Annotated in this window: 20 protein-coding genes; 9 read left to right on the top strand and 11 right to left on the bottom strand. The window is 44.0% G+C overall.

Going from position 1 to position 24,910, the window contains the following annotated elements; all coding sequences use genetic code 11:
* Window positions 1-8: 8 nt before the first annotated feature.
* From QWZ07_RS02650 to moeA, 3 genes are all read right to left on the bottom strand, one after another.
* The gene (locus QWZ07_RS02650) at window positions 9-2,144 is read right to left on the bottom strand and encodes an LruC domain-containing protein (protein WP_192852851.1); all 2,136 of its coding nucleotides are present in this window, start codon (window positions 2,142-2,144) and stop codon (window positions 9-11) included.
* Between the two features lie 256 nt (window positions 2,145-2,400).
* A complete protein-coding gene (gene moeB, locus QWZ07_RS02645) occupies window positions 2,401-3,150 on the bottom strand; it encodes a molybdopterin-synthase adenylyltransferase MoeB (RefSeq protein WP_192852852.1) in 750 nt (249 codons plus the stop codon).
* Between the two features lie 12 nt (window positions 3,151-3,162).
* Complete coding sequence (gene moeA / locus QWZ07_RS02640) at window positions 3,163-4,398, bottom strand: molybdopterin molybdotransferase MoeA (RefSeq protein ID WP_065111320.1); 1,236 nt, start codon at window positions 4,396-4,398, stop codon at window positions 3,163-3,165.
* Between the two features lie 216 nt (window positions 4,399-4,614).
* On the opposite strand from moeA, the gene folE reads away from it, so the two are divergent.
* Window positions 4,615-5,268 carry a GTP cyclohydrolase I FolE gene (gene folE / locus QWZ07_RS02635; protein ID WP_004731548.1) on the top strand — a complete coding sequence of 218 codons (654 nt, stop codon included), beginning with the start codon at window positions 4,615-4,617 and terminating at the stop codon, window positions 5,266-5,268.
* Between the two features lie 65 nt (window positions 5,269-5,333).
* Here folE and QWZ07_RS02630 read toward each other — a convergent pair whose 3' ends face one another.
* The 5 genes from QWZ07_RS02630 to QWZ07_RS02610 all read right to left on the bottom strand — a co-directional run bounded on the left by QWZ07_RS02630 (window position 5,334) and on the right by QWZ07_RS02610 (window position 10,341).
* Window positions 5,334-6,806, bottom strand: coding sequence for a C69 family dipeptidase (locus tag QWZ07_RS02630; protein ID WP_102313878.1), 1,473 nt, complete (start codon window positions 6,804-6,806; stop codon window positions 5,334-5,336).
* Window positions 6,807-7,314: 508 nt separating this feature from the next.
* The gene (locus tag QWZ07_RS02625; protein WP_192852853.1) at window positions 7,315-7,896 is read right to left on the bottom strand and encodes a hypothetical protein; all 582 of its coding nucleotides are present in this window, start codon (window positions 7,894-7,896) and stop codon (window positions 7,315-7,317) included.
* Complete coding sequence (locus tag QWZ07_RS02620) at window positions 7,889-8,428, bottom strand: YaeQ family protein (RefSeq protein WP_065104654.1); 540 nt, start codon at window positions 8,426-8,428, stop codon at window positions 7,889-7,891. The genes QWZ07_RS02625 and QWZ07_RS02620 overlap by 8 nt, the downstream gene beginning before the upstream one ends.
* A gap of 117 nt (window positions 8,429-8,545) precedes the next feature.
* Window positions 8,546-8,755, bottom strand: a complete 210-nt coding sequence (locus QWZ07_RS02615) for a cold-shock protein (RefSeq protein WP_010430417.1) — start codon at window positions 8,753-8,755, stop codon at window positions 8,546-8,548.
* Window positions 8,756-9,249: 494 nt separating this feature from the next.
* Window positions 9,250-10,341, bottom strand: coding sequence for a PQQ-dependent sugar dehydrogenase (locus QWZ07_RS02610; RefSeq protein ID WP_192852854.1), 1,092 nt, complete (start codon window positions 10,339-10,341; stop codon window positions 9,250-9,252).
* Window positions 10,342-10,655: 314 nt separating this feature from the next.
* Here QWZ07_RS02610 and QWZ07_RS02605 point away from each other — a divergent pair, with 314 nt between their 5' ends.
* Window positions 10,656-11,849 carry a multidrug effflux MFS transporter gene (locus QWZ07_RS02605; RefSeq protein ID WP_192852855.1) on the top strand — a complete coding sequence of 398 codons (1,194 nt, stop codon included), beginning with the start codon at window positions 10,656-10,658 and terminating at the stop codon, window positions 11,847-11,849.
* Window positions 11,850-11,980: 131 nt separating this feature from the next.
* Here QWZ07_RS02605 and QWZ07_RS02600 read toward each other — a convergent pair whose 3' ends face one another.
* Complete coding sequence (locus QWZ07_RS02600) at window positions 11,981-12,766, bottom strand: ABC transporter ATP-binding protein (RefSeq protein ID WP_192852856.1); 786 nt, start codon at window positions 12,764-12,766, stop codon at window positions 11,981-11,983.
* Window positions 12,767-12,842: 76 nt separating this feature from the next.
* Window positions 12,843-13,604 (bottom strand): siderophore ferric iron reductase, encoded by a 762-nt coding sequence (locus QWZ07_RS02595; RefSeq protein WP_192852857.1) that lies wholly within the window; start codon window positions 13,602-13,604, stop codon window positions 12,843-12,845.
* Window positions 13,605-13,823: 219 nt separating this feature from the next.
* Here QWZ07_RS02595 and QWZ07_RS02590 point away from each other — a divergent pair, with 219 nt between their 5' ends.
* The 7 genes from QWZ07_RS02590 (at window position 13,824) to QWZ07_RS02560 (ending at window position 23,097) form a co-directional block, all read left to right on the top strand.
* Window positions 13,824-14,732, top strand: coding sequence for an AraC family transcriptional regulator (locus QWZ07_RS02590; protein ID WP_192852858.1), 909 nt, complete (start codon window positions 13,824-13,826; stop codon window positions 14,730-14,732).
* A 206-nt stretch (window positions 14,733-14,938) separates the two neighbouring features.
* A complete protein-coding gene (locus tag QWZ07_RS02585; RefSeq protein ID WP_099165627.1) occupies window positions 14,939-17,068 on the top strand; it encodes a TonB-dependent siderophore receptor in 2,130 nt (709 codons plus the stop codon).
* A gap of 90 nt (window positions 17,069-17,158) precedes the next feature.
* Window positions 17,159-18,109: an iron-siderophore ABC transporter substrate-binding protein gene (locus QWZ07_RS02580; RefSeq protein WP_102297320.1), complete on the top strand. Its 951-nt coding sequence runs from the start codon at window positions 17,159-17,161 to the stop codon at window positions 18,107-18,109.
* A gap of 2 nt (window positions 18,110-18,111) precedes the next feature.
* Entirely contained in the window at window positions 18,112-20,106 is a 1,995-nt protein-coding gene (gene fhuB / locus QWZ07_RS02575; protein WP_192852859.1) for a Fe(3+)-hydroxamate ABC transporter permease FhuB, read from the top strand.
* A gap of 223 nt (window positions 20,107-20,329) precedes the next feature.
* Window positions 20,330-21,142 (top strand): crotonase/enoyl-CoA hydratase family protein, encoded by an 813-nt coding sequence (locus tag QWZ07_RS02570; protein WP_192852860.1) that lies wholly within the window; start codon window positions 20,330-20,332, stop codon window positions 21,140-21,142.
* A 93-nt stretch (window positions 21,143-21,235) separates the two neighbouring features.
* Complete coding sequence (locus tag QWZ07_RS02565) at window positions 21,236-22,408, top strand: OmpP1/FadL family transporter (RefSeq protein WP_192852861.1); 1,173 nt, start codon at window positions 21,236-21,238, stop codon at window positions 22,406-22,408.
* On the top strand, window positions 22,408-23,097 hold the full coding sequence (locus tag QWZ07_RS02560; protein ID WP_102278773.1) for a hypothetical protein: 690 nt from the start codon (window positions 22,408-22,410) through the stop codon (window positions 23,095-23,097). Before QWZ07_RS02565 ends, QWZ07_RS02560 begins: the two co-directional genes overlap by 1 nt.
* 88 nt (window positions 23,098-23,185) lie before the next feature.
* Here the strand turns inward: QWZ07_RS02560 and QWZ07_RS02555 are convergent, their stop codons facing one another.
* Window positions 23,186-24,799, bottom strand: a complete 1,614-nt coding sequence (locus tag QWZ07_RS02555) for a bifunctional aspartate transaminase/aspartate 4-decarboxylase (protein WP_192852862.1) — start codon at window positions 24,797-24,799, stop codon at window positions 23,186-23,188.
* Window positions 24,800-24,910 lie beyond the last annotated feature (111 nt).

Raw genomic sequence — 24,910 nt, 5'->3', positions numbered from 1 at the left:
GTTTCTCCTTAAGGTTCGTAGCGTTGATTGTCTGCTGGTGATTGGTGCCATGTCTGGTTCGTGTCACCACCGGACTCTGCGTATTGTTTGAACTCAGGGTAAGCGGTAACAATATCCACATACTCTAGCGGCCATTCCCATTCATCGGTTGACGTAATGATCAGTGCCCAAGGGTGGTTCTCTGCGGTTTTGAAATATTTACCTGTTGATGGATTACTGTCATCGACACCTAATCCAGCCTCAAAGAGATTAGTCGTATCAAAGGCTTCTGTTGGTGCTTGGTCTGGCAAGTGAACTTCCCAACTGCGCCCTGGGTGCAGAGGTAGATTTTCACCGTGATAGTAACCCGGTGTTGCAAAGATGAACGGGTCGTAAGGCATGTCTGTCCATGTGTCGGTACTGATACCTGAGTCAGACAAGCTGATACCTATTTGGAAAGAGAACTGCTCACTTTCTTTGCATGAGTTACTGGTTCGGTAGAAATTACATGACGTGTCTATTTTCGAAGTTAAGTCCTCGGCGGCAACAAATATCGCCTCACTACGTCCTTCCTCCATGTCTAAGTCAGTAAAGACACCATTGTGTTTCATGTAAGAGTTACCGCTGTCTACTGATGATGGTGCTAAGTTTGGTAGGCGCACAGCAAAGCCGTTTCTGTAACTTGCTCCAACCGCGGCCAAGCGACCGTCGATAGTGGATTTTACGACTTTTCCGTCTTTTAAGATCTCTGTGATGCGATACATAATCACAGCATCATTCATGTCGTAGTCGGCTTTATAAGGCCAGTTATCTTCATACGCCAAGGTTGCGTAACCAGAAGCGCTTGGGAAGTAACGGGCTGTGGCGCCGTCGTTAAGAACATCAACTTGAATATCAACTACCTCACCAGAGGTTGAACCTCCAAAGTAGCTCAGGTTGGTTTGTTGGCTGAATCTAAATCGGGCCCACGTAGTACCGGTCAGTGCGTTGATATCGACATTTAGGAACAGATCGTTTTCACCAGCATCCAATTGGTAGTCGGTAAATACTTGTTCGTTAGCACCATCGAAGCTGCCATCTTGGTTCCAGTCGATCCAAGCTGAAAGGTAACCGGTTGTTGATGCTTCAATCACCACTTTTGAATCAAGTCCGGCTTCAAGTGCGGTAACAAAACCGATACCACCGTTTGCCCATTCATCATCCACCCCGACAGTTTCATCTGATTGAGGTGTGACATAACCATCTAAATCCGCATCTGGAGGCGTTGTACCTAACCATGTGATGCCATCGAGTTCATGTCGAGGGCCATTGCTCGCCAGTAACGTTAGGTAGCTGTCTGGAGCATCACCGAAGTCGATGTTTGAGTCTTCATCAACAACAGGTGCATTAGCACAACGAGCACCATCGTTTTGACCAGAAGCTGGGCCATTCGAAACAAATTCAACGGCTGGAACAATACCTGCCGCGATATTGGCAGCGTTGCCTGGAGACAGATTGATACGGTAAATTTTACCGTCTTGGTTTCGAGATACGTAGTAGTACCCGTTGACATCAAAATAGCCAGCACCGAACGTACCTAACTCGCCGGTGTCTCCGATGTAGGTTTCGGCACCAGTTGTAGGGTTGAAACTGTATAAGCCACCAGAGTTATTATCGATACCATATAAAGAGCCATCACTTGGATGAAAGGCGAAATCAGTCAATTTTACGGTTGCTGGGCTGCCTACAATTTTGTTAACGGTAACAGTCGCATTTGGATCGGCATCTAAAGGCGATAGGTCAACGGTGAACAGTCCCTTACCTGTGCGGTATAGGTAGTAAACATGGTCGTAGACATCGCCTACATAAAAGGTGTGATCGGTTGGTAAGCCACTTGTGTTGATGACCTCTGCTTGGAAGTCTTGGCCAAGACGCACTAAGCGTTTGTTGGAGGTGTCATAGCCATAAATATATCTGTCTTGAAAGTCGAAACCTACACCATTGATGTTGGCATTCATGCCTGTATCGTCTTCTAACAGGGTGGTTGAGCCTGTCACTAGGTTAACGCCCCAAACTTGCACTGGGGTGGATTGAAAGAGGTATGCCTTACTCGGGCAGGTATCGAAGGGCGCTGCGTTGGCGACCAATGGCGCACTTAATAGCAAACTGAACGTTGTAATTCTCATATCTACATCCTTGTGATGGAAGGTATAGATACTTTTACAAGTTACGTGCCATTTTTAACTCGTTGATTTTTAACTTTTATATTTTAAAGTTTTGGGTTTTTTATTGTATTCTCAAAATGAGAACTCAAATGAAACTAATCTCTCATAGAGTCTTTCAAATTGATAAAACGATTTGAGGAACTGACGTTGAGCTCTAAAAAAGCCCTGACTTTCCGTCAAGGCTTAGGTTGTCGATTTGAGGGGGATAGGATTTAGTCTATCCACACACCGAGCAATTAGGCATCTTCATTAAATTCATCTCACGCCAGCTGTGCGACATGGCATCGAGAATCAGAAGCTTGCCTTGCTTTGGTTGCCCAAACTTGGCAATCACCTTAATCGCTTCTAAAGCCTGAGCCGCGCCTACCATGCCAACAACTGGCGCCATCACACCCGCTTCAACACAGCTTAGTGCAGCGTTGCCGAATAGAGCACTCAAGCACTGATAACACGGTGCGTCGGCGTCTTGATAAGTGAATACGCTAATCTGACCTTCCATTCGAATCGCAGCACCAGAGACTAATGGTGTTTTCGATGTGTAACATAAGCGGTTCAATTGATTGCGCGTTTCAACATTGTCACTGGCATCAAGAACTAACGAGTGCGCTTCAATTAACTTTGCAAGCGCTTGATCATCAAGCCTGTGGTCGACGGTTTCAATCGTCAGATGAGGGTTCAATATCTGAAGCGACTCAGCTGCCGAATCGACTTTCTTCTTACCAATATCAGCATCAGTGTGAAGGACTTGTCGTTGTAAGTTTGAAAACTCGACAATATCATCATCGATCAGTGTTAGCTTACCAATGCCCGCAGTCGCAAGGTATTGGGCAGAGGCACAACCTAAACCTCCAGCTCCTAAGACTAAGATTGAGCTCTGCTTTAGCGCTTCTTGGCCTTCAAAATCAAACTGCTTAAGAATGATTTGACGGTTGTAGCGAAGCATCTCTGCGTCAGACAGTATTTCCATCAGTAAGCCTCGTTAGTAAAGCGTCGAGTTAAACAGTTGGATCTGAACCGTTTCACCGACTTCAACACGGCCGCGTTCGCGCTCTAGTACCACAAAGCAGTTTGCTAAACTCATTGAGCGGAAAGCGCCAGAGCTTTGGTTACCTGTTGTTTCTACTACAAATTGACCGTTTTCAATCGAGTAGATGCCACGCTGGTAATCAGTACGTCCTGGGCCTTTTTTGAATGCAGACTTGGTGATAGCAGGAATAGATTCTGGCGCTGTCCACGCGGTATGACCCGCAAGCTTAGCCAGCATAGGTTGAACCAACACGTACATCGTCATCATCGCTGATACTGGGTTACCCGGTAGGCCACAGAACCACGCGTTATCCAACTCACCAAATGCGAACGGCTTACCGGGTTTGATTGCCAGTTTCCAAAAACCGATTTGCCCCAGTTCTTCAAGAATGTCTTTAGTGTAATCCGCTTCGCCAACACTTACGCCGCCAGAAGTCACAACCACGTCTGCTATTTGCTGTGCTTTCTCGAACGTCTCTTTAAGCGTTGCAGGGCAATCTGGGATGATGCCTAGGTCTATAGCTTCACAACCAAACGCTTCAATCAGCGGTTTAATGCCGTAGCGGTTGCTGTCGTAGATCTGACCGTCTTCAAGAGGCTGGCCTAATGGTTTTAGTTCATCGCCGGTAGAGAAGAACGCGACTTTAGGCTTGTGGAGTACTGTAACGTGGCTCACACCCAGCGAAGCAATCATTGGAATGTCACGAGGTGTTAAACGTTCACCGCGGCTAAGAACGATATCGCCTTGTTTGATGTCGTCACCAGTAGGGCGAATATTGTTGTTCAGTTTGATGTCGTCTTGTTGAATCTCAATGCCAGCGCCGGTCTCAGTCGTGTTTTCTTGCATGATAACGGCGTCACACCCTTCAGGGATCTTTGCGCCAGTCATAATGCGAATACAGGTATTGCTTGGCCATTCACCTTCGAACGGTTGGCCTGCAAAAGATTTGCCTGCTAATGGTAGTACTTTACCGTTCTCTAGGTCTGCTAAGCGCAGTGCATAGCCGTCCATTGCTGAGTTATCAAAAGGAGGTACGAAAATAGGGGAAAGAATATCTTCAGCAAGGACATAACCTAATGCTTCAGCAAGAGGCAGAGATAAAGTCGTTTGGATTGGTTTGATTGGTGATAGTAGCTTATCTAGTGCTTCTTCAATTGGCATTAAGCCGGGAGCGTCGCAACAGCCCATAATTGAAATCCTTTGGTCGTTATTATTTTGATTTGGTGGTTGGCAGCAGTGCTTCAATAATGATCAAATGAACACTATTTGCCAACGAAATTGCAGCCACTTTAGCATAGTTTAACCCCCGTAAATAATGACCTCCCTTAAAATATGGGTGTATTTATTCAAAATTACGAGTATCCTTGTTTGCCATCCAGAAGGGGCAATAAAAGAGGAAGTTCAATGTCAGGTCTTAGCGAATCAGCGAAGTTGGTTAAAGATGCGCTAGCAAGCCGCGGATTAGAGACACCAATGCGTCCTAATCAGGTTAGCCGAGAAGAGAAAAAGGAACGAATCGAACACCATATGCGTGAGATTCTAACTCTCCTTGAACTTGATCTTGCAGATGACAGTCTGGAAGAAACACCACAACGCATTGCGAAAATGTATGTGGATGAGATTTTCTCTGGTTTGGATTACGCCAATTTCCCTAAAATCACCGTGATCGAAAACAAGATGGGTGTTCGTGAGATGGTACGAGTAAAAGACATTACCGTAACCAGCACATGCGAACATCACTTAGTAACCATTGATGGTAAAACCGCAGTGGCTTACATTCCGCAAGGTAAAATAATTGGTCTTTCGAAGATCAACCGAATCGTTCGTTTCTTTGCTCAACGTCCTCAAGTTCAAGAACGCATGACGCAGCAAATTCTTGTTGCATTACAAACGTTACTAGAAACGGATGATGTTGCTGTAACTATGGATGCTGTCCACTACTGCGTGAAATCGCGTGGTGTAATGGATGCTACTAGTGAAACGACAACAACAGCACTGGGTGGTATTTTTAGATCAAACCCAGCAACGCGCCACGAATTCTTACACGGCCTGCGTTAGAACTAAACTTATTAAGATCAAAAAACGGAGCATTATGCTCCGTTTTTATTGGTTGCTTCATAAGCCTACAGATTTACTATTTTCTTAAACTCTTCCTCTGAGTATTTCTTCTCTGTGCTTTTAGTCAAATCTGTAATCATTTTGTATCTAAGCTCAGTCGCCATATCTAAGGTACGCTTAAGCTGTCCGTATGAGTAGTCGGCAGCCATGTTCAGAGCCGCTTGTTTATCTACTTTATACATGTCTGTTAACGTTTTATCTAAGTGTGCGACCTGCTTGTACAGTTGAGTTTCTTCTTTGTCCCAAGTTGCTTTTAGTATTGGTAAATACTTGTCTGGGTTTGTAGAAGCGAGGGCGGTTAAGCTACGGAACTGCCAATAAGCTGAATCATCACTGTAGTTATCATCACCTACTTGGTACGCTTTTGGGTAATCTTGTAGGGTTGAGTATAACGGCACTAAAACAGATTCTGGTAACACGCCGAAGCTTTGCCAAATAATACCTTGAAGCTCTTCTGGCATCTCAGGGCGAAGCTGAATAATATGCGACTCTAATTGACGCTCAACTCTAATTGGTCGTTTCGATTTTCCTTCCAAAACTGTGTCTTTATAAGTCGCGCTAAGTACCTCTGCCACATTTTCAACTGAGATTTTTGTATCAGGTTTCATAAACAAAGGGTATTGCGCCATTCGACTTTGTTGATGCAGCGAAGGTGTCAGTATTTTTTGGCCTAACCATTCACGATCGATATTATACTCATCACCAATAACTCCGAATGCTTTTGCAAAATTGAAAGATTTTTTATCTGCGTTATCAAGCAGTTTATGTTGTTCTACGAACTCGAATATGTCTTTTGAATGCAGTACCTCTTTGTTTGCCAAGTTCACATCATGTACACGCAAGCCATTTGCAATCATGGCGTAACTGTCATCTGGCACTTTTACAGCAATCCAATGATGACCTGAACCAATTTCAAATAACCATGCCTCATTGGTGTCTGCAATATAGAGACTGTTACCTTCACCAGCACCATAGGTTTCGATGTAATGACCGAGTAACTCTACGGCTTGTTTTGCGTTTTCTGCCTGAGGAAGGATTAACGTAGGTATAATGGCTTCGATTACGCCATTGTCGATTAAAGGATCTACCTTGGCGACTTTGTCGTTTATTTCTGCGCTGGTTGTTGCTGAAATGGCAACGTTGTGTTCATTAATCCCACGTTCTTCATAGAACTTTCCGTCGCGATTAACGGTATCCGCATCCCAGTCTGGTATCGCAGAGTAAGCAAAGAAGTGCTTTGGCATCGGAACAATTAACCCGTTACCTAACTGCCAGTCACCTTCTTGGTTATCTTGCGCAGGTCGATACTTTAGGTATTTGTTCCAGTTGTTAATGCTAAAATCTTCATTACGAGCAATCATAATGCTACCGTCGCTCGACGCTTCTTTACCAACAATAAGCCCAGTACAAGCTATCGCATTACTGCTTAGAGCGACAGCTACTGCGGTTGCAAGAAAGGATACAGACCATATTTTCATTTTAATTCTCCGCTTATAAAACAAGATAATTTAAAGTTAACGTTAGTTGTATTTGCAGGTTTTTTATTATCATTTTATAAAAATCAGTGTACTTATCATCATAAGAAAAAATGCTTCTGCTCGTCACATAACTGATATTTCCATTTGAGAATAATTATCTGAAAAATATGCACTTTTTGAATAAATTGATAAGTTATAGTTGTAAAGTAACCTTGCCATATATGTAGCTTTAATTCGTCGTTTTATGAGAAGTATCATTATCACAACAAGACTTTGTTCGTTTCTAACGTATGGCTTTTGGATTGCAATCGGATAAACAACGATGCTGAAGCGCGGTATCTTGTGTGGGGGGGGGGTGTACTTGTAATGAAGTAAACTGCAATGACTGCGAATGTCGTCATTCCCTAGAGTGAAGAATGAGCGAGTAGGGAATCTCTGGCGGCTAAGCAGAATAAGTACGCTCTATAAAAATATAGAGCGTATCTAGAGTCAGCAGCTGGTGGAGTGCTTAAGAAAGGTTAAACAAACGCTTAAAACGATGAACAAAGCCTGATGGTTTGTTCTCGACTTGATAGAGGTTCAAGCCATCATAAAAGCTGCCCATGAACTCGACTCGAATCTCGTCATCGGTACTTCTCGAAAGGCGAGACAGTATTGTTGCGGTTGCTGCAGCATGATCATTGGCTAGGCTGTAATCCATTCCTAGTCGTCCTTGAATGAACAACCATAAATGCGTCACTAACTTCAATTGCTGAGCATTGGAGTTCTGAAATTTGTCGCCGTGTTCACTGCCTACCGTACTATCGAAAACGCTTTGCATCGCCTCGCTGGCTTCTTTACTACTTTCAAAGCGGTAGCTCACATCGATATGCACTTTTGTTAACAGCCCAAGTAAGGTTTGTCGCTCTGAATTGTCAGGCTTATTCTCACTCGCATGTTTGAAAAGCGCGTGGTTTTCGTCAGTAAATGACTTTAACTCTTTTTCATAGCCAGTCGTCAGCGCTTTCACTGAATCGAGACCAGCGAGCTGCAAACAAGCTTCGAGCTTAGTTTGGCGCTGAGATTCAGTCTGAGTTTGGATCTCAGTCATTACTCTGTAGCTCTTCCCAAGTGACTTCTGCAGATTGCGTGTCGCTGTTAACGAAAGCAGAGTTACCCGATAGCATTACAGAAAGATCCATCGTGCGCTGTGTCATTTCAGAGAGCTGTTCGATACCAGCATTATCCAGACGGACAATTTGAGCTTTCAGATAACCGAACTTGCCTTTGTTTTGTTCCCACCACACGTTCGACTTGGTGTTGAAACTGAATACGCGCACAGATTTAGATAAGCGAGTCGCTTTTTTCACGCGCTCTGGATCAGGTTCGCCCACATCAATCCAGTCTAGGATCTGGTCATCTAACGACTTCTGCCATAAATCAGGTTCTTCAATGCTAGACAACCCTTTAGTGAACTCAAGTTCAGGTGATGCATTGATACAGAAAGCCATGATTCGAGCCATCATACGCTGTTCTGTTTCAGAAGGGTGTTGTGCAACCGTTAGATTAAAAGAGTCGTAATAGTCGCGATTCATATCGGTTAGAGAGATACGAAACTTGTAGATTGTCGGTTTAAGAGCCATTGAGAGGGTGTCTTAGGTAGAAATAGTGAGGGGGAATATTACCTTAAATCTCTGAATAGCGGGTAAAAAAATAGCCAGCAGAGGCTGGCTATTTTTAGAAAGCTTTAAAATACTAAATTAAAGTACTTTGATGCTGTCAGCTTGTGGGCCTTTTTGACCTTGAGATACTACGAACTCAACTTTTTGGCCTTCAGCAAGAGTTTTGAAACCGTCGCCTGTGATTGCAGAGAAGTGTGCGAATACGTCTGGACCGTTTTCTTGTTGAATGAAGCCGAAGCCTTTAGTTTCGTTGAACCATTTTACTGTACCAGTAACTGTGTTAGACATGATGATATCCTAAAATTTAATTTTTATAGTGAGCCAATTGTGGCACTGATAGCGTGGAAAAGTTTATTGCTATTGCGTACAACACAACGGGGTTACTAGTAATCCAACGAAATGTTTATATACAAAGAACTTTCTTTCTAGCCGAGATGAAGTCTAAATCAAATCAGGGGATAGTCAATCGAATCCATAACGAAAGGTTGCAGAAACTTGGGGGCAGTCAAACTTTGCATTCCTTAAATATCATGGAGTTACAGTAGTATGGTGATTTGTTGTCGTTTTTGTGAAAAACGTGGGTGAAATTGATGACAAATTTGGAGTAACTACACTGGTTTTATACGTGTAACCACTAAGTCGAGGCCTTTGAAATAACCACCACCAACGTCAGGTTTTCAAACCGCGAGTTCGGCAGACGTTTCGCTAGATTGGAGTCCTACTAAATGGTAAATAAACGGACGCAACCATACCTTATAATGACGGTGTGATTGCGTACCGTGTTACTTCTTCAGGCGATATAGATTGCCATTGTCAGTACTGAAGAAAATGTCGCCGTCGGGTGAGGTTTCGATGTCTCTTATTCTTTCACCTAAGTCCTCTAGAATACGCTCTTCTTTGATTGCCTCACCTTGTTCGTTGACCGTCACAATATTGATGTGGGTAAGTTTAAGTGCGCCTGCCAACAGCTTGCCTTGCAATTCAGGGTATTTGTCACCTTGGTAGACGATTAAACTGCCCGGAGCGATTGAAGGAACATAGACTTTCTTAGGCGCTTCAATACCATATTTGGTTTCCGATTCGCCAACGCTGATAGGGCCCCAATACTCTTTACCGTGTGATGTTACTGGCCAGCCGTAGTTGGCACCTGCTTTTATTAGGTTGATTTCGTCACCTCCGCGCGGCCCGTGTTCAATAGACCAAAGCTTTTTACTGGGGAAGTCGTAAAAGAGCCCTTGTGGATTGCGATGACCAAAGCTCCAAATCTCGTCGAGAACCTTGTCGTTATCGGTGAATGGGTTGTCGCTAGGTGTGCTTCCATCTGCATTCAATCTCAATATCGAGCCTGCATGAGTCAGCGTGTTTTGGCCGTTGTCTCTGTCACCACGATCGCCGATTGAAAAATACAGATGGCTATCATCAAAGGTTATGCGGCTACCGAAGTGACGGCCTGTATCTGTTCTAGATTTAGACACAAACACATCTTGCCAATTAGACACTTCTCCGTTTGTGTAACTGGCAGAAGCGAGTGTTGTTACACCGTCACTATCGACGTCTTTACTGTAAGTGACATAGAACCTTCCAAGTTCAAAAGGGGAGAGCGCGATATCAAACAGACCGCCTTGGCCTTTCGCCCAAACATTGGGAAGCCTGAACAGTGTGCTTTGCTCACCTGTCTTTAAATCAACGTGTTTAATGACGCCTGCTTTTTCTGTGAGAAGCATAGTACCGTCATCGACATAAGCGAGACCCCATGGAATCTCGAGGCCGTCAGTGATCTTCTCTGCCTGCCATGCAAATACTGGAGTTGAAGCCATTGGACCTGAAACGATGAGTGCCAAAGCACAGGAAAGAATACGATGATGATTGTTCATTGAAGTCCCTTGATTGTCATGACGTTGTATTAGTTTAGCCTGTGGCCGGCAAGTAGGTAGCTATGGCAAATAAATAGTTAAGATAAATGAAAAGTGACTATTCACATATTTAGTTGAGCGAGTATTGTATGATTATACAAGCTCACGTATGTTTATCCTGCCACCCTCTATTCGATTTTTCGGAGCACAATGAATACTAACCCTGCAACCTTTTCGTTATTTTCTCTGTCTTTACGTTGTCAGGTAGATATTCAAGCTATCTATTCTCAAACCACCCGATCTCAAAACAGCGGTTCTATTGGATACTCTACATCATGAGTCGTCGATTTGACTTTAAATCGATCCTACTTGCGTGTTTGGTCATCAGTATCGGCCAACTCAGTATGGGGTTGGTGTTTCCTTCTTTACCTTGGATCGCGAAAGACTTCGATGTCTCGCTAGAGCAAGCTCAGCTCTTAGTGAGTGTCTATTTGTTAGGTTTTGGTCCATCTCAGTTTATTTATGGTCCAGTTTCAGACGCGCTAGGACGTAAAAAAGTACTGCTAACCGGTTTGTTGATTGCCATGCTTGGGTTGTTGATGATCATCTTCTTTAGCCATTCATTTACTAGCATGGTAATGGGACGTTTTCTTCAAGGTTTAGGGACTGGCTGTTGCGCTGTACTTGCTCGAGCTTCAACACGAGATCGATTCAGTGGAGCAGATTTGCCTTTGGCGATGTCCTACATTGCGATGGTCGCGTCTATTACACCTTTGATTGCGCCTGTAATCGGCGGCTTTATTAACTTCCATTTTGGCTGGAGCATGGTGTTCATATCGCTACTTGGCTATGTCTCATTAGCTTGGGTGGTATTGGCGTTCAAATTCAAAGAAACCGTTACTCAGTTCTCTGCGATTCCTTCACCGAAGAAAATGGCATTGCAATATAAAGAACTGCTCACCTCTCGCTACTTTATGAGCTTTGCGAGCATTGGTTGGCTTAACTTTAGTTTGATGATCACCACTGTGTCGGTGATGCCATTTATCATGCAGAATCAGATCGGCATGACGTCCGACGAATACGCGATGTGGGCGGTGATTCCCGCATTAGGGATGCTTGGTGGTACAAGTCTGTGTAACCGTATTCGCCCTATGTTGGGAAACAAGAAAACTCTCTTATGCACACCTGTATTGCACGTTGCTGCAGCATTGTGGCTTTTCTTCTGTCCACTTGAACCTTTGTACCTAATGATAGGACAGTTCTTGATGATCCTTGGTAATGGTATTGCGCTACCTTGTGCTCAGGCGTTAGTGATGTTGCCTTACAAAAAGAACGCAGGCGCGGCAGCTGCGATGTCTGGAGGAGGTCAAATGGTTGTGTCTTCTATGGTGAGTATGGGGCTGGTTCAGTTAGGGCTAGGGGAAGCATGGCACCTATCGATCGTGATCATGGTGTTCACACTGATTACACTGTTTAATATTTTACGAGGTTTTAGTAGCCAAGAAGCGAGAGAATCTCAGCTTAATTAGCGAGTAGATATTCTAATAAGGCCATTGAAGTTCTACGATTTCAATGGCCTTTTTTTGTTGGGTGTTGGGTGTTGGGTGTTGGGTGTTGGGTGTTGGGTGCTGGGTATGGGACTTGGCTTGAAAGCCTGAGCTTATTCGCAGACCACCGCAACCTTCTCACTCGCTGCAGTATTGGCTGGAACCGGATGATCGATCAGTCGGATAGGGGATTCATACAGTGCAGACAAAGCTTCTTCATCGAGCAACTTATCGGCACTGCCTTCAAATGCGATCTGTCCTTTTTTCAGGGCGACAATGTGTGTCGCGTAACGCAGCGCTAGGTTCAAATCGTGCAAGATGACGATCACCCCAACATTTTCCTTTTTGTTGAGCTCAGATAGTAAACCCATAAGTTGAAACTGGTGATGCACATCCAGTGCCGATGTTGGTTCGTCGAGGATCAATACTGGTGACTGCTGAGCCAACAACATAGAAACCCACGCGCGTTGACGTTCACCACCTGACAAATCATCCGCCAATGCCTGTGAAAACTCGGCGACACCGGTTCTTTCCATTGCCTGTTGAATGATCGACTTATCTTCAGAGTTCCAACGGCCTAATGCGCCTCTCCAAGGGAAACGCCCTAAACGAACTAACTCTTCTACAGTTAAACCTGCAGAAGCGGGAAGTTTTTGCGGTAAATAAGCAATTTTCTTTGCTAAGTCTTTGTTTTTTAATGAAGAAAGAGGCAATTTCTCGAACTCAACGGTGCCGTGATCCGGTGACATTTGTCCTGATAGCAAGTTTACTAGTGTGGATTTACCAGAACCGTTATGACCAAGAACTACGGTCAGTTCATCGGTCGGAATAGTGAGATCGTCAACTGAGAGAATGGTTCGGTTGTCTCGAACGATGTTGATGTTTGAAAGCTGGAACATGTCGGTCCTGTATCGAGACCAATAGCGATGCTTAATGAAAGCAAATTTGTCGCACTGGTCTTTAAAATAGTGGTTGTTATTTAGCGGTTTTCTTGTTGTCAGGGTGCCTAGGACAATCGTCGCAGTACTTTCTTGAATCGCACTTATAAACGAGGCAGCAACTGACTCTGATCAGTTTTAGCATTCCTGAATGGGCATCAACCTTAAGGCTGTCTAAATGACTTTTAGGCAATTGGCATGCTTCTAACCAAAGCTTAGCTTGCTCAGTGATATAATCATTAGTCAGGCTTGGTTCGTGCTGCTGAAGTTTTATCAAACTGCCTAACAATAGATCGGCTAATAAATGATTGGTAAATCCTGGGCGAATACGTGTCCATTCACTGATCTGGCTGCGATAAAATTCAGTCAATGTAAGAATGGCTTCACCAGCCGGTGGGATAAGTTCTTCAGGTGAACCATGCTGATGATCACCATTAAAAAAGCGATAGCCAGTAATGAATTCTTTGTATCTAAACTGACCGATGTTCTTGATATCGGGCAGCGAATGAAGCCCATAGATAGAAATGAAAGTCACATAGATAGGCTGCCAGCACACGAGATCCCACGTACGCGTTAACCAATACGCTTTGCCTGCTTCAGGGTGGCTTTGCGCAAGCCCATCGTAAACTCGTTTGAGTTCTTTATGGCTATTCTCATTTGTTACCGCAATGCTTTTGCTATTAAGTGCCCCAAAGCTTCCGCTTAAATACGGGGTAACTTCTTTTGAGTAAGCGAAGATTTTCTGATGTAGAGGCGGGGCTTTCCTACGAGTGATAATATTGTGCAGTTGGGGAAGCATCTTAAATCAATAAATGAGAATCAGTTGCGTTATCATAACGGACATAATCGAGGATAACCATACAAAATGGAGCATCTACTCGGTGCTTTTGACGTTTTTGAGATTTATAAAGTGTGGGCAGGCTGTATATTTTTAAGTGAAAAAAGCCTTTTTAAATGATAAAACTATTGGTGAACCTAATCTTTTGCTACTTACTATAGAGAATATGAAAGCTTGAATATGAACACACCAGCATTTGATCGTATTAGCCGCGTTCTGGCTTATATCCATGCGAACTTAAGCTCGACACTATCGCTAGAAGATATTGCGAAACAAAGCTGTTGGTCTCGCTGGCAACTGCAAAGAGTGTTCCAAGCTGAAACCGGGCTTACTGTGGCTAACTATGTGAGAGAGCTAAAGCTGAGTCAGGCTGCCGAAGAGCTACTTGATGGAAGAGAGCGTGTCATTGATGTTGCACTTGGGCTTGGGTTCAACTCAGAAATTAGTTTTAGTCGTTCCTTTAAGCAGATGTTTGGGGCAAGCCCAAGTCAATACAGAAAAGCGGGCAAAAGAGTTGGGCTAAGAAAGCCGATACAAGTATCTGAAACCATGAGTACAGAAGAGAAAGGCGCTCTGAGTTTTGTTGAGGTTCGCATTGATGAAAAAGAGTCGTTTCTTGTTAAAGGCATGACATCAGAAATCAGCGGCTTGTTTTCACTAACACAAGATTTTGCAGAGAAAGTCCCTCAACTTTGGTCTCGCTTGGAACAGGAAGTTACGATTCCAAACGGTAATATACTTCAGTTTATTGGCGTCGTTGATCTTACTCAGTCTTGTTTTGATGGCACCAACATCCACTATTGGGCTGGTGTTGAGCTTCACGACGGAATTTCCATCCCGCAATTACCAAGCATCATATCGGATAAATTGAAGGTGTTGACCATCCCTAAGCAAACTTATGCGGTGGTTAAACATTGTGGGCCGATTGAAAACTTGCGACATACTTTGAGTTGGTTTGTGCTTAACTGGCTGCCGAGTTCTGGTTATCGTGGTGTCGATGGCTATGAACTCGAAGTGTACCCATTTGGCTATCAAGTCCATGCATCAGATGCTGAAATGGAGTACTGGGTTCCTATTATTAAATCGTAATCATATCCCCACGAAACCACTTTCTGTAAAACCTCCCACTGAATAAGGTCAATTGTGTTTTTAATCAGCAATTGGCCGGTTTTCATTAAAATTAGGCCAAGTTCTTTTTTAATTTGCACCAAATTGTTAATTATCCCATCTCTAGATACATACAATGCAAATGAGATTTATTATTATTTATATTAAGCATTGGTACCGAGGGAATCATGACCACTCACACTCGTTTTAAGTATTCATCATTGGCAGTCGCGTTGCTCACTGCGTTTTCAGCGCAAGCGTTGGCGGAAGAAACCGTTACAGCGGCAGACTCGAATATCGAGACTGTTACTATTATGGGTAAAGCCTATCGTAATACAGCAACGAAAACTGTCTTAGCTCCAGAAGAAACTCCGCAGACTCTCAACGTTATCGAAAGTGAACAGATGGAACAACGTGGTGTTAAGTCTGTTATGCAAGCTCTTCGTTATGCTCCAGGTGTTTCAACTGAGAACAAAGGTGGTGCAGTGGTTCTTAGTGATTGGGTTAAAATTCGCGGCTTTGAGTCTTCAAATAACTATTATGATGGGATGATGTTGCCAATCCTTCCTGGATGGAATGTAAAACCTCAAATTGATCCAATTGCGATGGAGCGCTTAGAAATTTTTAAAGGTCCAACGTCTGTTCTTTATGGAAGTATGCCACCAGGTGGCATGGTTAACATCATTGCGAAAGCTCCTAAGTTCGAAGAATCTACGAAAGTTGGTTTAGCAACGGGTTTAGATAACCTAGTTGAAGCATCAATTGATACAACGGGTGCTTTGAGTGACAACGTTGCTTATCGTTTAGTCGCTCTTGGTCGTAAAAAAGATACGCAAGTTGACGGTGTAGAGGAAGAGCGTTACGTGATTGCGCCTTCAATTGATTGGTATGTGTCTGATAAAACCTTTATTAACTTTAACCTTTATTATCAGAATGATCCTGCACTTGGTCAGAACGTGACTCTACCGTTAGCTGCGATTGAATCAGGTAAAATCTCACCGTCGACATTTGCTGGTGACGTTAACTACAACACCATCGAAAGAGATTTCTTGATTACTGGTTACAAATTTAATCATGACTTCAACTCTAACTGGGCTTTCTTACAAAACTTCCGCTATATGCAGGCTGATTTTTATCAAGAAAGTACCGCCAGTGGCAATTTTGATGCTGCAACGGGAGAGTTGGAGCGCTCAGCATATAGCACTGATGAAAGCTCTAAGGGTATAAGTGTTGATAACCAACTATCGGGCTTAGTGTCCACTGGCTCATTGGATCATTATTTACTTTTTGGTTTAGATTACAGAAACATTGAAGGTGATGTAGCTTACGACGCTTTCGCAGGTGTTGATGGAATCAACCTTTATAACCCAAATAACGATAAGTTGAATCCAAACGATTTTACTAAAGTGTATTATCAGAATGACGACATTGAAATGAGTCAGCTTGGTCTTTACTTCCAAGACCAAATGTTAATTGATAATTGGGTATTCATTGCTGGTGGTCGTTTTGACAAAGTTGAAACAACAACCAAAGTATCTGTGGGGGGTGGAACTCCAAGCAAAGCTGAAACCGACGATACTAACTTCTCATACCGTTTAGGTGCTTTGTACAAATTTGATAATGGTTTATCTCCATTTGCTAATTTTGCAACTAGCTTCGAGCCTAATGTAAAACTAGATGCTAGTGGTAATAACCTAGACCCTGAAACTGGTGAGCAAGTAGAGTTTGGCCTTAAGTATGACTCATACGAAAATATGGTATCAGGGTCGTTGGCTCTCTTCCAAGTTAATAAGAAAAATGTAGGTGTTCGCCCTGACGGAGCTTCACCATGGACAGCCGTTGGTGAGATCCGCTCACAAGGTGTTGAGCTAGAAGGTCGTGCGCAAGTAACTGATAACCTTGATCTGTTGGCTAACTATACGTATACCGACATGGAAATCACCGAAGATAAAGATGCTTCGAACATTGGACAAACACCTGTTTTCGTACCAGACCATACTGCAAATGTTTGGGCTAACTATTTTGTACGTGATGGTGTCATGAATGGTCTTAGAGTTGGTGGTGGCGTACGTTATGTAGGTGAAACCGTACTAAACGATGCATCAGATAAAAACAAAGGCACTGTTCCATCATACACGTTAGTTGATTTGTCACTTGGTTATGACTTAGGTGAGATGAACAGTTCTTTAAAGAATGCGACAGCTAATATCGTTGCCAATAATATCTTCAATGAGGAATATTATACTTGTTGGAATGAGAGCTATTGTTGGTATGGCCAAGAGCAAACCGTTGAATTCAATGTCAACTATGAGTTCTAACTAAGTTAGTGTATCCAATTTAAAGCAGCCTAGTTAAGGCTGCTTTTGTCGTTTGAAGAAATATAGAATTTAGATTGAGTAGGCAAAGATATGAGCTTAAAACCAATAGCTTCCCATTTTTCTAAAGCAAAGAACTTGAATACAAAACTCGCGTTATCCATCCTAGTGAGTGGGTTATCGTTTAATGCGATGGCTAATTTTCAAGTTGAAGATAGCGAGGGTGTTAAAACTCTTGAAGCTCAACCGGTTAGAGTCGCGGCTCTGAACTGGGATATCGCAGAGCAAGTTATCGAACTCGGCGTTACGCCAGTGGCGGTACCTGATATTGCAGGTTATACCGATTGGGTTGTTCAGCCTGCGATTCCAGAAGGCGTGGCGGACATTGGCACTCGAACTGAGCCTAATTTTTCTGCTTTGAAGAAGCTAAACCCCGATGTGATTCTTATTGCTTCGCCTCAGAAAGATCTTCAGGAGCGTCTGTCTGAAATTGCGCCCGTGCTTTACTACCAAACGTACAGTGAACAACACAGTAATGCTGCGGCTGCTATCGAGAACTTCAAGAAGATAGGTCAATTGCTTGGCAAAGAAGAGCAAGCGAACAATAAACTGGCTGCGATGGATGAACGTATCGCGGTTCTAAAAGCTGAACTAGATAAAGCGTATCCGGGCGACAAGCCGAAAGTCACCTCTTTCCGTTTTGCGAGTACTACATCGGTGTTTATCTACGGTGATAACTCGATTCCGCAATATGCACTTGAAAAGCTTGGTTTTGAAAACGCGATGGATCTTCCTGCGAGTCAGTGGGGCATCAGTCAAAAGCGTATTACCGAGCTTAAGAACGTCAAGGGTGGCATTGCGCTTTACTTTGAACCTTTCCCGTATCAAGACAAGTTAGACCGTTCTCCGGTTTGGAAGAGCATGCCTTTTGTTCGTAATGGTCAATTTAGCCCAGTAGCGGCAAGTTGGAGTTACGGCGGTGCCATGTCGATTTTGTATAACGCTGAAGCCATGGCGCAATCGCTGCTGACGCTAGCGGAGTAGTAATGAAATCCAGTAGTTTTATGATGGGGGTTGCGTTGTTTTGTGCTGCCCTTGTTCATTTATGGTTAGGGCAGTCTGAATTTGGCCCTATTGGTGAGTTGCTTCAGCAAGTCTCACAGATCAGTGATATCGCTACATTCAACTCAATGGTCGATGAATCATTCGAGCTGATGGCGTTAGCCTATGTCAACTTACCTCGCTTGGTGATGGCGATTTTGGTTGGCGGAACACTTGGCACCATCGGTAGCTTGTTTCAACAACTGACGCAGAATCGCATGATGTCTCCACTGACACTCGGTACATCATCAGGTGCATGGCTTGGCCTGGTTATTCTGAATGTGGTTGCGCCGATGTTGGTCGCTCAGTATTCAGTTTGGTTTGCTTTGGTCGGTGCGCTGCTTGCGATGGGGCTGATTGTTTCGATTGTTGGAATCAAAAACATGAGCGGCTTGCCAATTGTATTGGCGGGTATGGCGGTCAACTTGTTGCTAGGGGCATTTGCGACGGCGATTATTCTGCTCAACGATCAGTACGCACAAAATCTGTTTGTGTGGGGAGCGGGTGACCTAGGACAAAATGGCTGGGAACAAGTGCTGTGGTTAATGCCTAAGCTACTGCCGATCTTCGCCATCTTCTTATTGGCGCCAAGAGTCCTGACTTTGCTTTCGATCGGGACTGAAGGGGCAGCAGCGCGCGGGCTCAATATTGGCGCAACATTCTTTGTATTGATGGCGGTTGGCGTTTGGTTGGCTTCAGTATCTATTACCTCGGTGGGCGTGATCAGCTTTATCGGCTTGATAGCTCCGAACATCGCTAGGCATCTAGGTTTTCTAAAGGCCAAATCTGAACTCATCGCAAGCTGTGTATTAGGTGCGCTATTGCTTTGTGTCACTGACAGCTTGGCGATCTTCTTGGCGCAATGGTCTTTGGATATGATTCCAACAGGGACGGCAACCGCGGTGATTGGCGCTCCAGCGTTGATCATTATTGCTCGCAAGCAAATGTCTGCTCAAGATCAGTTGTTTTTCTCAATGCCTAAAGGTCCGAAGTCTATTTCATCTTTGGCTTACTTCTTGTTGGGCTCGATGATCTTCGGGTTGTTGGCGTTGAGTACATTGTCACAGCCTTCTTCTGATATGGGCTACTTTGTTATCCCAGACGCATTTGAATGGTCTATTCGTTGGCCGAGAATGTTAACGGCGATATTTGCTGGTGGCGGTTTGGCGGTGGCTGGTGTGATTTTACAAAGATTGGTCTACAACCCGCTCGCAAGCCCAGACATTCTTGGTGTGTCGGCAGGTGCGGTTCTAGCTTTGATTTTCAGCAGCTTGTTTATGGGATATTCGATTCACTCATTGAGCCCTTGGATTGCTTTTTTAGGCAGTGCGATTGCACTGTGTTTATTGCTATTCCTTGGCAAGAAGCATCAGTTTGCACCTTCGATCTTGATTCTCACAGGTATTTCATTAACCGCCGTTTTGGAAGCTTTGGTGCAATTCTCTTTAACACGAGTGGGTGAGGGGAAATACACATTATTGGCTTGGTTAGCCGGCTCTACTTACCGTGTGGAGCCCGAGTCAGCCACTATAATGGCTGTCGTGATAACGGCTTGTATTGGTGTTGCAATGTTACTGAGCCGTTGGGTGACCTTAATTGCGACTGGCCGACAGTTCGCGAGTGCCAGAGGGCTGAATATCAATATCGCCTACGTGGCACTGTTGTGTATTGTTGCGGTCTTATGTTCGGTCGTGACAACCACCATGGGGCCTGTCGCGTTTGTCGGCTTGTTAGCTCCGCATATCGCTGCAATGGTGGGAGCTCGTTTGGTTCGAGAGCAGATCATTTTGTCGTTTTTGATTGGTGCAGCATTGATGCTATTTGCAGATTGGCTAGGGCAAGTGGTGGTGTTCCCAGCGCAGCTTGCGGCGGGCACCTTAGTTTCAATTATTGGTGGCAGTTACTTCATATTCTTGCTGTTAAAGTCTCGAAGGTTGTAGAGACAGTGTTACCTATTTAATGAAATGTTAAGCAGAATATTAAGGCAGTGGTAGAACGATCTATCACTGCTTTTTTGCTTTCGGCTGTTGGAAGAAAGTGAAGTGCCGAGATCGTGTAGACGATCAAATGAACAACACAGCTCTCGCTTCTTAATGTGCAAGTTTGGCATATGTTAATAAAATGTATAACCTAAAGGTCTGACCACTTAATTGAGTAGCCCACATGACCGATCTCTCTCGCATTACTTGCTCCATTGATGATAACCAAATCGCGACCGTGGCATTAAATCGCCCTGACAAACTGAACGCCATTGATATGGCGATGTTTCAGGGCGTCAATGACATGATTAGGAACCTAAAAAAGAACACTGAAATTCGCGCGGTGATAGTGAAAGGTAATGGGGCTGATTTTTGTTCAGGGCTCGATATTAAGTCTCTGTTGACCAGTAAATCTGGCGCGATGAAGCTTTTGTTTAAATGGTTACCGACATTGCCAAACGCTGCTCAACATTTCTCTCTTGGTTGGCGAGATATTCCGTGTCCCGTTATTTTTGCGATTCACGGACGTTGTTGGGGAGGTGGGCTTCAACTCGTCAGCGGTGGTGATTTTAGAATGGCTAGCCCAGACGCAAATTTCTCTATCTTAGAAGCGAAGTGGGGGTTGATTCCAGACATGGGAGGGGCCATCGCATTTCGTGAGTTGATGCGCAAGGATCACACGTTAGAAATGGCGATGACGGCCAAGGTGATCGATAGTGAAACCGCGAAAGAATATGGGTTGGTAACCAAGATTGCCGAAGACCCTTACGCTGAAGCTTATGCGTTGGCACTTGAATGTGCGAATCGGTCGCCAGATGTTGTCGCTGCTAATAAGAAACTCTACAACAAGACTTGGTGGTCAAGCCCTGGCATGGCCGTGTTTTACGAGACCTGGTATCAGATAAAAGTAGGGTTAGGCAAGAATAGAGCAATCGCTGCTCAACGTGAAATCAACCGCGACAAACCACGTCCATACGTCGCGAGAAAGTTCAAATAGCGTTTGTACAGGAATAACGGATATTCCATTTGCTTATGGGGCTTTGCGGTAACCTTAGAGCAATTTAATGTCTAAGGCTAAATGAGCAATCTGATGAACAAAACTTTTACTTACTCGCTAGCTGCCACCGCAATTTTTACAAGTTTAAATGCTTTCGCAAGTGGTCTATTTTTACAAGAAGCTGTCGTCGCCAATGCTGGTACTACCGGCGCCGGGGACGGTGTTTATACTCGCTCTGCTGCTGCAATGTGGACGAACCCTGCCACGATGTCTCATATGGGCGAAAGCAAAACGACCATCAATACCATGGCGTTTGATCTTGAGATGCAATATCAAGACAACCAAGATTCTAGCGGTGATGGTAAAGGGCACTCAGTGCTTCCTTCATTTGGTGCGTTTCATGCACATCAAGTAACAGACAAACTGCACCTTGGCATTGCGCTTGGCGCTGTCGGTGGCTCAAGCCTTGATTACGGTAGCGATTGGGCAGGTGCTGTACTTCTAGAAGATATTACTCTAACTGCAATGCAAGTGAACCCATCACTCAGTTATAAGCTGAATGACCAATGGTCTGTTGGCGCAGGTATTCAATTGAGTTGGGCTGCATTACAACAGTCATCTTCTCTTTTTATAGCCAAGCAAGACACTGACTGGGCTTATGGTTATAACCTTGGTGTAATGTATACACCAACAGAGAAGTTAAAGCTGGGTGCGAGTTACCGCTCGAAACTAGAGCACGAATTCAACAATGATGTGAATGTCTTTACTGGCGGTAAACGTTCATTGAATACTGGTATTGATGTACCCGAACTCGTTGATGTCAGTGCAAGCTACGCATTGAATTCTCAATTAGATTTATTGGCAAGCATCCAGTTTCACCGTTGGAGCCAATGGGATAGTACGGTTTTAGATCTAGGTACAAACCAAAACGGTAATCTGCCGATTAGTCAGACTTTAGAGCGCGACTGGGATGATGTGTGGAAGTTTGCGGTTGGTGCTGATTATCAGCTTAACTCAGACTGGCGTCTAAAAGCCGGCTTCTCTTACGAAACCTCTCCGCAAGACGACCCAACAATGCAGTATGTTGACCTTCCAGTAGGCGAGCAATATCGCTACTCGGTAGGCGCGTCTACTTACTGGGATGATATTTTAATCGACGTGTTCTACGAATACGCGGACTTAGGGTCGGTTGATATGGACAGATTTATGGTAGATGGTTCGTTCGATGGCCGTATCCACTTCGTTGGCGTTAGCGCGACTTTCTAATGACAAAACATAATCTATTCATTGTTGCTGCGGTAACATTAGGTTCAACGGGTGCTTTTGCTGAAGAGAAGCACCCAGATGACCCGACTAAAATCGTGACCAAAGCCGGCGTTGCTTATAACGAAGAGCTTAAGTTCTCAGGCTCTATCGGGCTTGATGAAGCTCGAATGATCAATGCTCGTGTCAACGCGGACGGCGAAGAGTGGCGAGTGGGTGGTTCATGGTTATTACCGTTGGGTATCGTCAATTTCAACTTTAGTCGTTCTGAATATGACAACGATGCTTATAAGAATAACTACAGTATTGGTACGTTTATACCACTGAGTTATTTCGACATTGAGCCGTTCGGTTGGCAAATCTTCCCTATGGCTGGCTACAGCTATAACGATGGTGAAGTGGCGGTATTCGATGATGAGAATGTAGGTTCTGATTATGTGTTGATGCCGAGTTCAACACATGGTGGTTATATTGGTGCCTTTGGCTTGAAAACTATCACTGATGAGTGGTCTATCATGGGCTTCGGTGGTGGTTCAATGGGTTCTGACGATTACTCCGGCTATTGGGCTGGCGTCGGCGCAAGCTACAAATTGAGTGATGCTCAATCATTCAACTTCTTCACTATTTTTGCTGAGGACGATTTCGGTGAAAATAATAGTGTTGGCGCTTCTTATACCTACGAATTTAACTAGCTAAATTTAAGGCCTCATGTTCGTAATATTTGAACATGAGGCCTTTATTAATTTTTGTGTTAGTTGCTTTTCAGCGACTGTTCTTTTATTACTTAGCTGCTTGAGAACACAGAGCTTCGTAACGTGCAACGTAGCTTTGCATTACCGTATTCATCGCATCTGTGATGTTTGAATATTGCGCTTCTTCGAGGTTTGCAAGAGATACTCGTAGCGACCAAGTTGGTGCATCAAAGCCCGCCCCTGGCATTACAATCACACCATGCTCTTCTGCAAGACGAACCAAGAAGTCTAGCGGTTCGTAGGTTTCTTCTAACCAAGAGAAGAAACCCTCGCTGTGAATTGTTTGAGCGATTTCTTTCAGGTCAATCTCTACATAATAAAACGCACCTGTTTTATCGCCTTCAGCAATGGTTGGCGTTGCTAGGTTTTTCTGCATCAAAGTATTGTATCGACGACGTACAATCTGCTTAGCCAAGCGCTTGTATTCTTCACCACCTTGCATCAATGACAACAACGAGAACATCGTCATTTGGATTTGCTGAGGTGTTGAAAGGCCAGCTGTATGGTTCAGTGCAACAGCACGGCTGTCAGCCACCAAACGGTCAATAAATTTAATCTTACTCGGTTCAAGGGAAATGCCTTGGTATCGTGCTGTTAATGTGTCTCTGGTTTGCTCCGGGAGGTCTGCAATCATACGGTCGAAGTTACTGTCTTCGTGAACGCCAATTACGCCTAAACGCCAACCTGTTGCACCAAAATACTTAGAGTACGAGTACACAAGAATCGTGTTCTTCGGAGCAAGCATCGCTAATGAAGTGAAGTTATCTGCAAAGGTGCCATAAACATCGTCAGTCAGTAAGATGAGTTCAGGACGACGGTTAGCAATTTCTGCGATCTTGAAGAGCGTCTCGTCACTTAATCTTACTGATGCTGGGTTACTAGGGTTTACCAAGAAGAACGCTTTCACGCTTGGATCGTTTAATTTCTCTAATTCAGAATCAGGGATCTGCCACGCTGATTCTTCTGTTGCCATGATTTCCACTTTGTTTAGTGAGTAATCTTCAAGCTCTGGCATCTCGATGTAAGGCGTGAAAATTGGCGCGCCAATCGCAATCGTGTCGCCTTTGTTTAATAAGCGGTTGCTCTTCAATGTATTGAAGATGTAGACCATTGCTGCGGTACCACCTTCAACTGCAAATAAGTCAAATTTGCCAGCAGGTAGCGGCTGAGAGCCTGCCATTTCTTGCTCGATGTATTTACGAGCAATAAGTTCTGAATACTTGAGCATACGATCAGGTACTGGGTAATTGTTACCTAGAATACCTTCAACCCATTCATCAATAAGTGCATCACCGTCTACTTGGTACTGTTCGGTGATGAATTGGAAAGCTTCGATCAAGAACTGAACACCTTCTTGATCTTCATGTTTTTCACAAAACTGAAGAAAGCGCAGGCTAATATCTTGTTGAACTCCCATACCACCAAAGCCTTCATACCCGGAGAAGTTCGATTTTGACTCTTCAAGTGCAAACATACCTAATTGGAAGAAGGCTTCACGTGGTGCAGTTGCGACCCAGTTTGGATTACCACGACCAGCATTGATCATCGATTTTTCATGTGTGTTTTGCGCAAGGTCGATCAGTGTGTTTTTGATTTCAAATGGGCTTAGTGTTTCTAGGCGTTTTTCATCTGTGCGTTTCATAGTAATTTCTCTTCTCGTTAATTTAAAAATTAAATTTGTTAATATCCAATTATTTTGAATATATAAGTTAGGTAACTTCTCTGAGTCGTTAGCCTGATAGGCTAGCGACTG

It is taken from the genome of Vibrio lentus, from assembly GCF_030409755.1.
Classification (GTDB): domain Bacteria; phylum Pseudomonadota; class Gammaproteobacteria; order Enterobacterales; family Vibrionaceae; genus Vibrio; species Vibrio lentus.
Note: the sequence above shows the minus strand (reverse complement) of the source record. Positions and strands in the feature narration are given on the sequence as shown.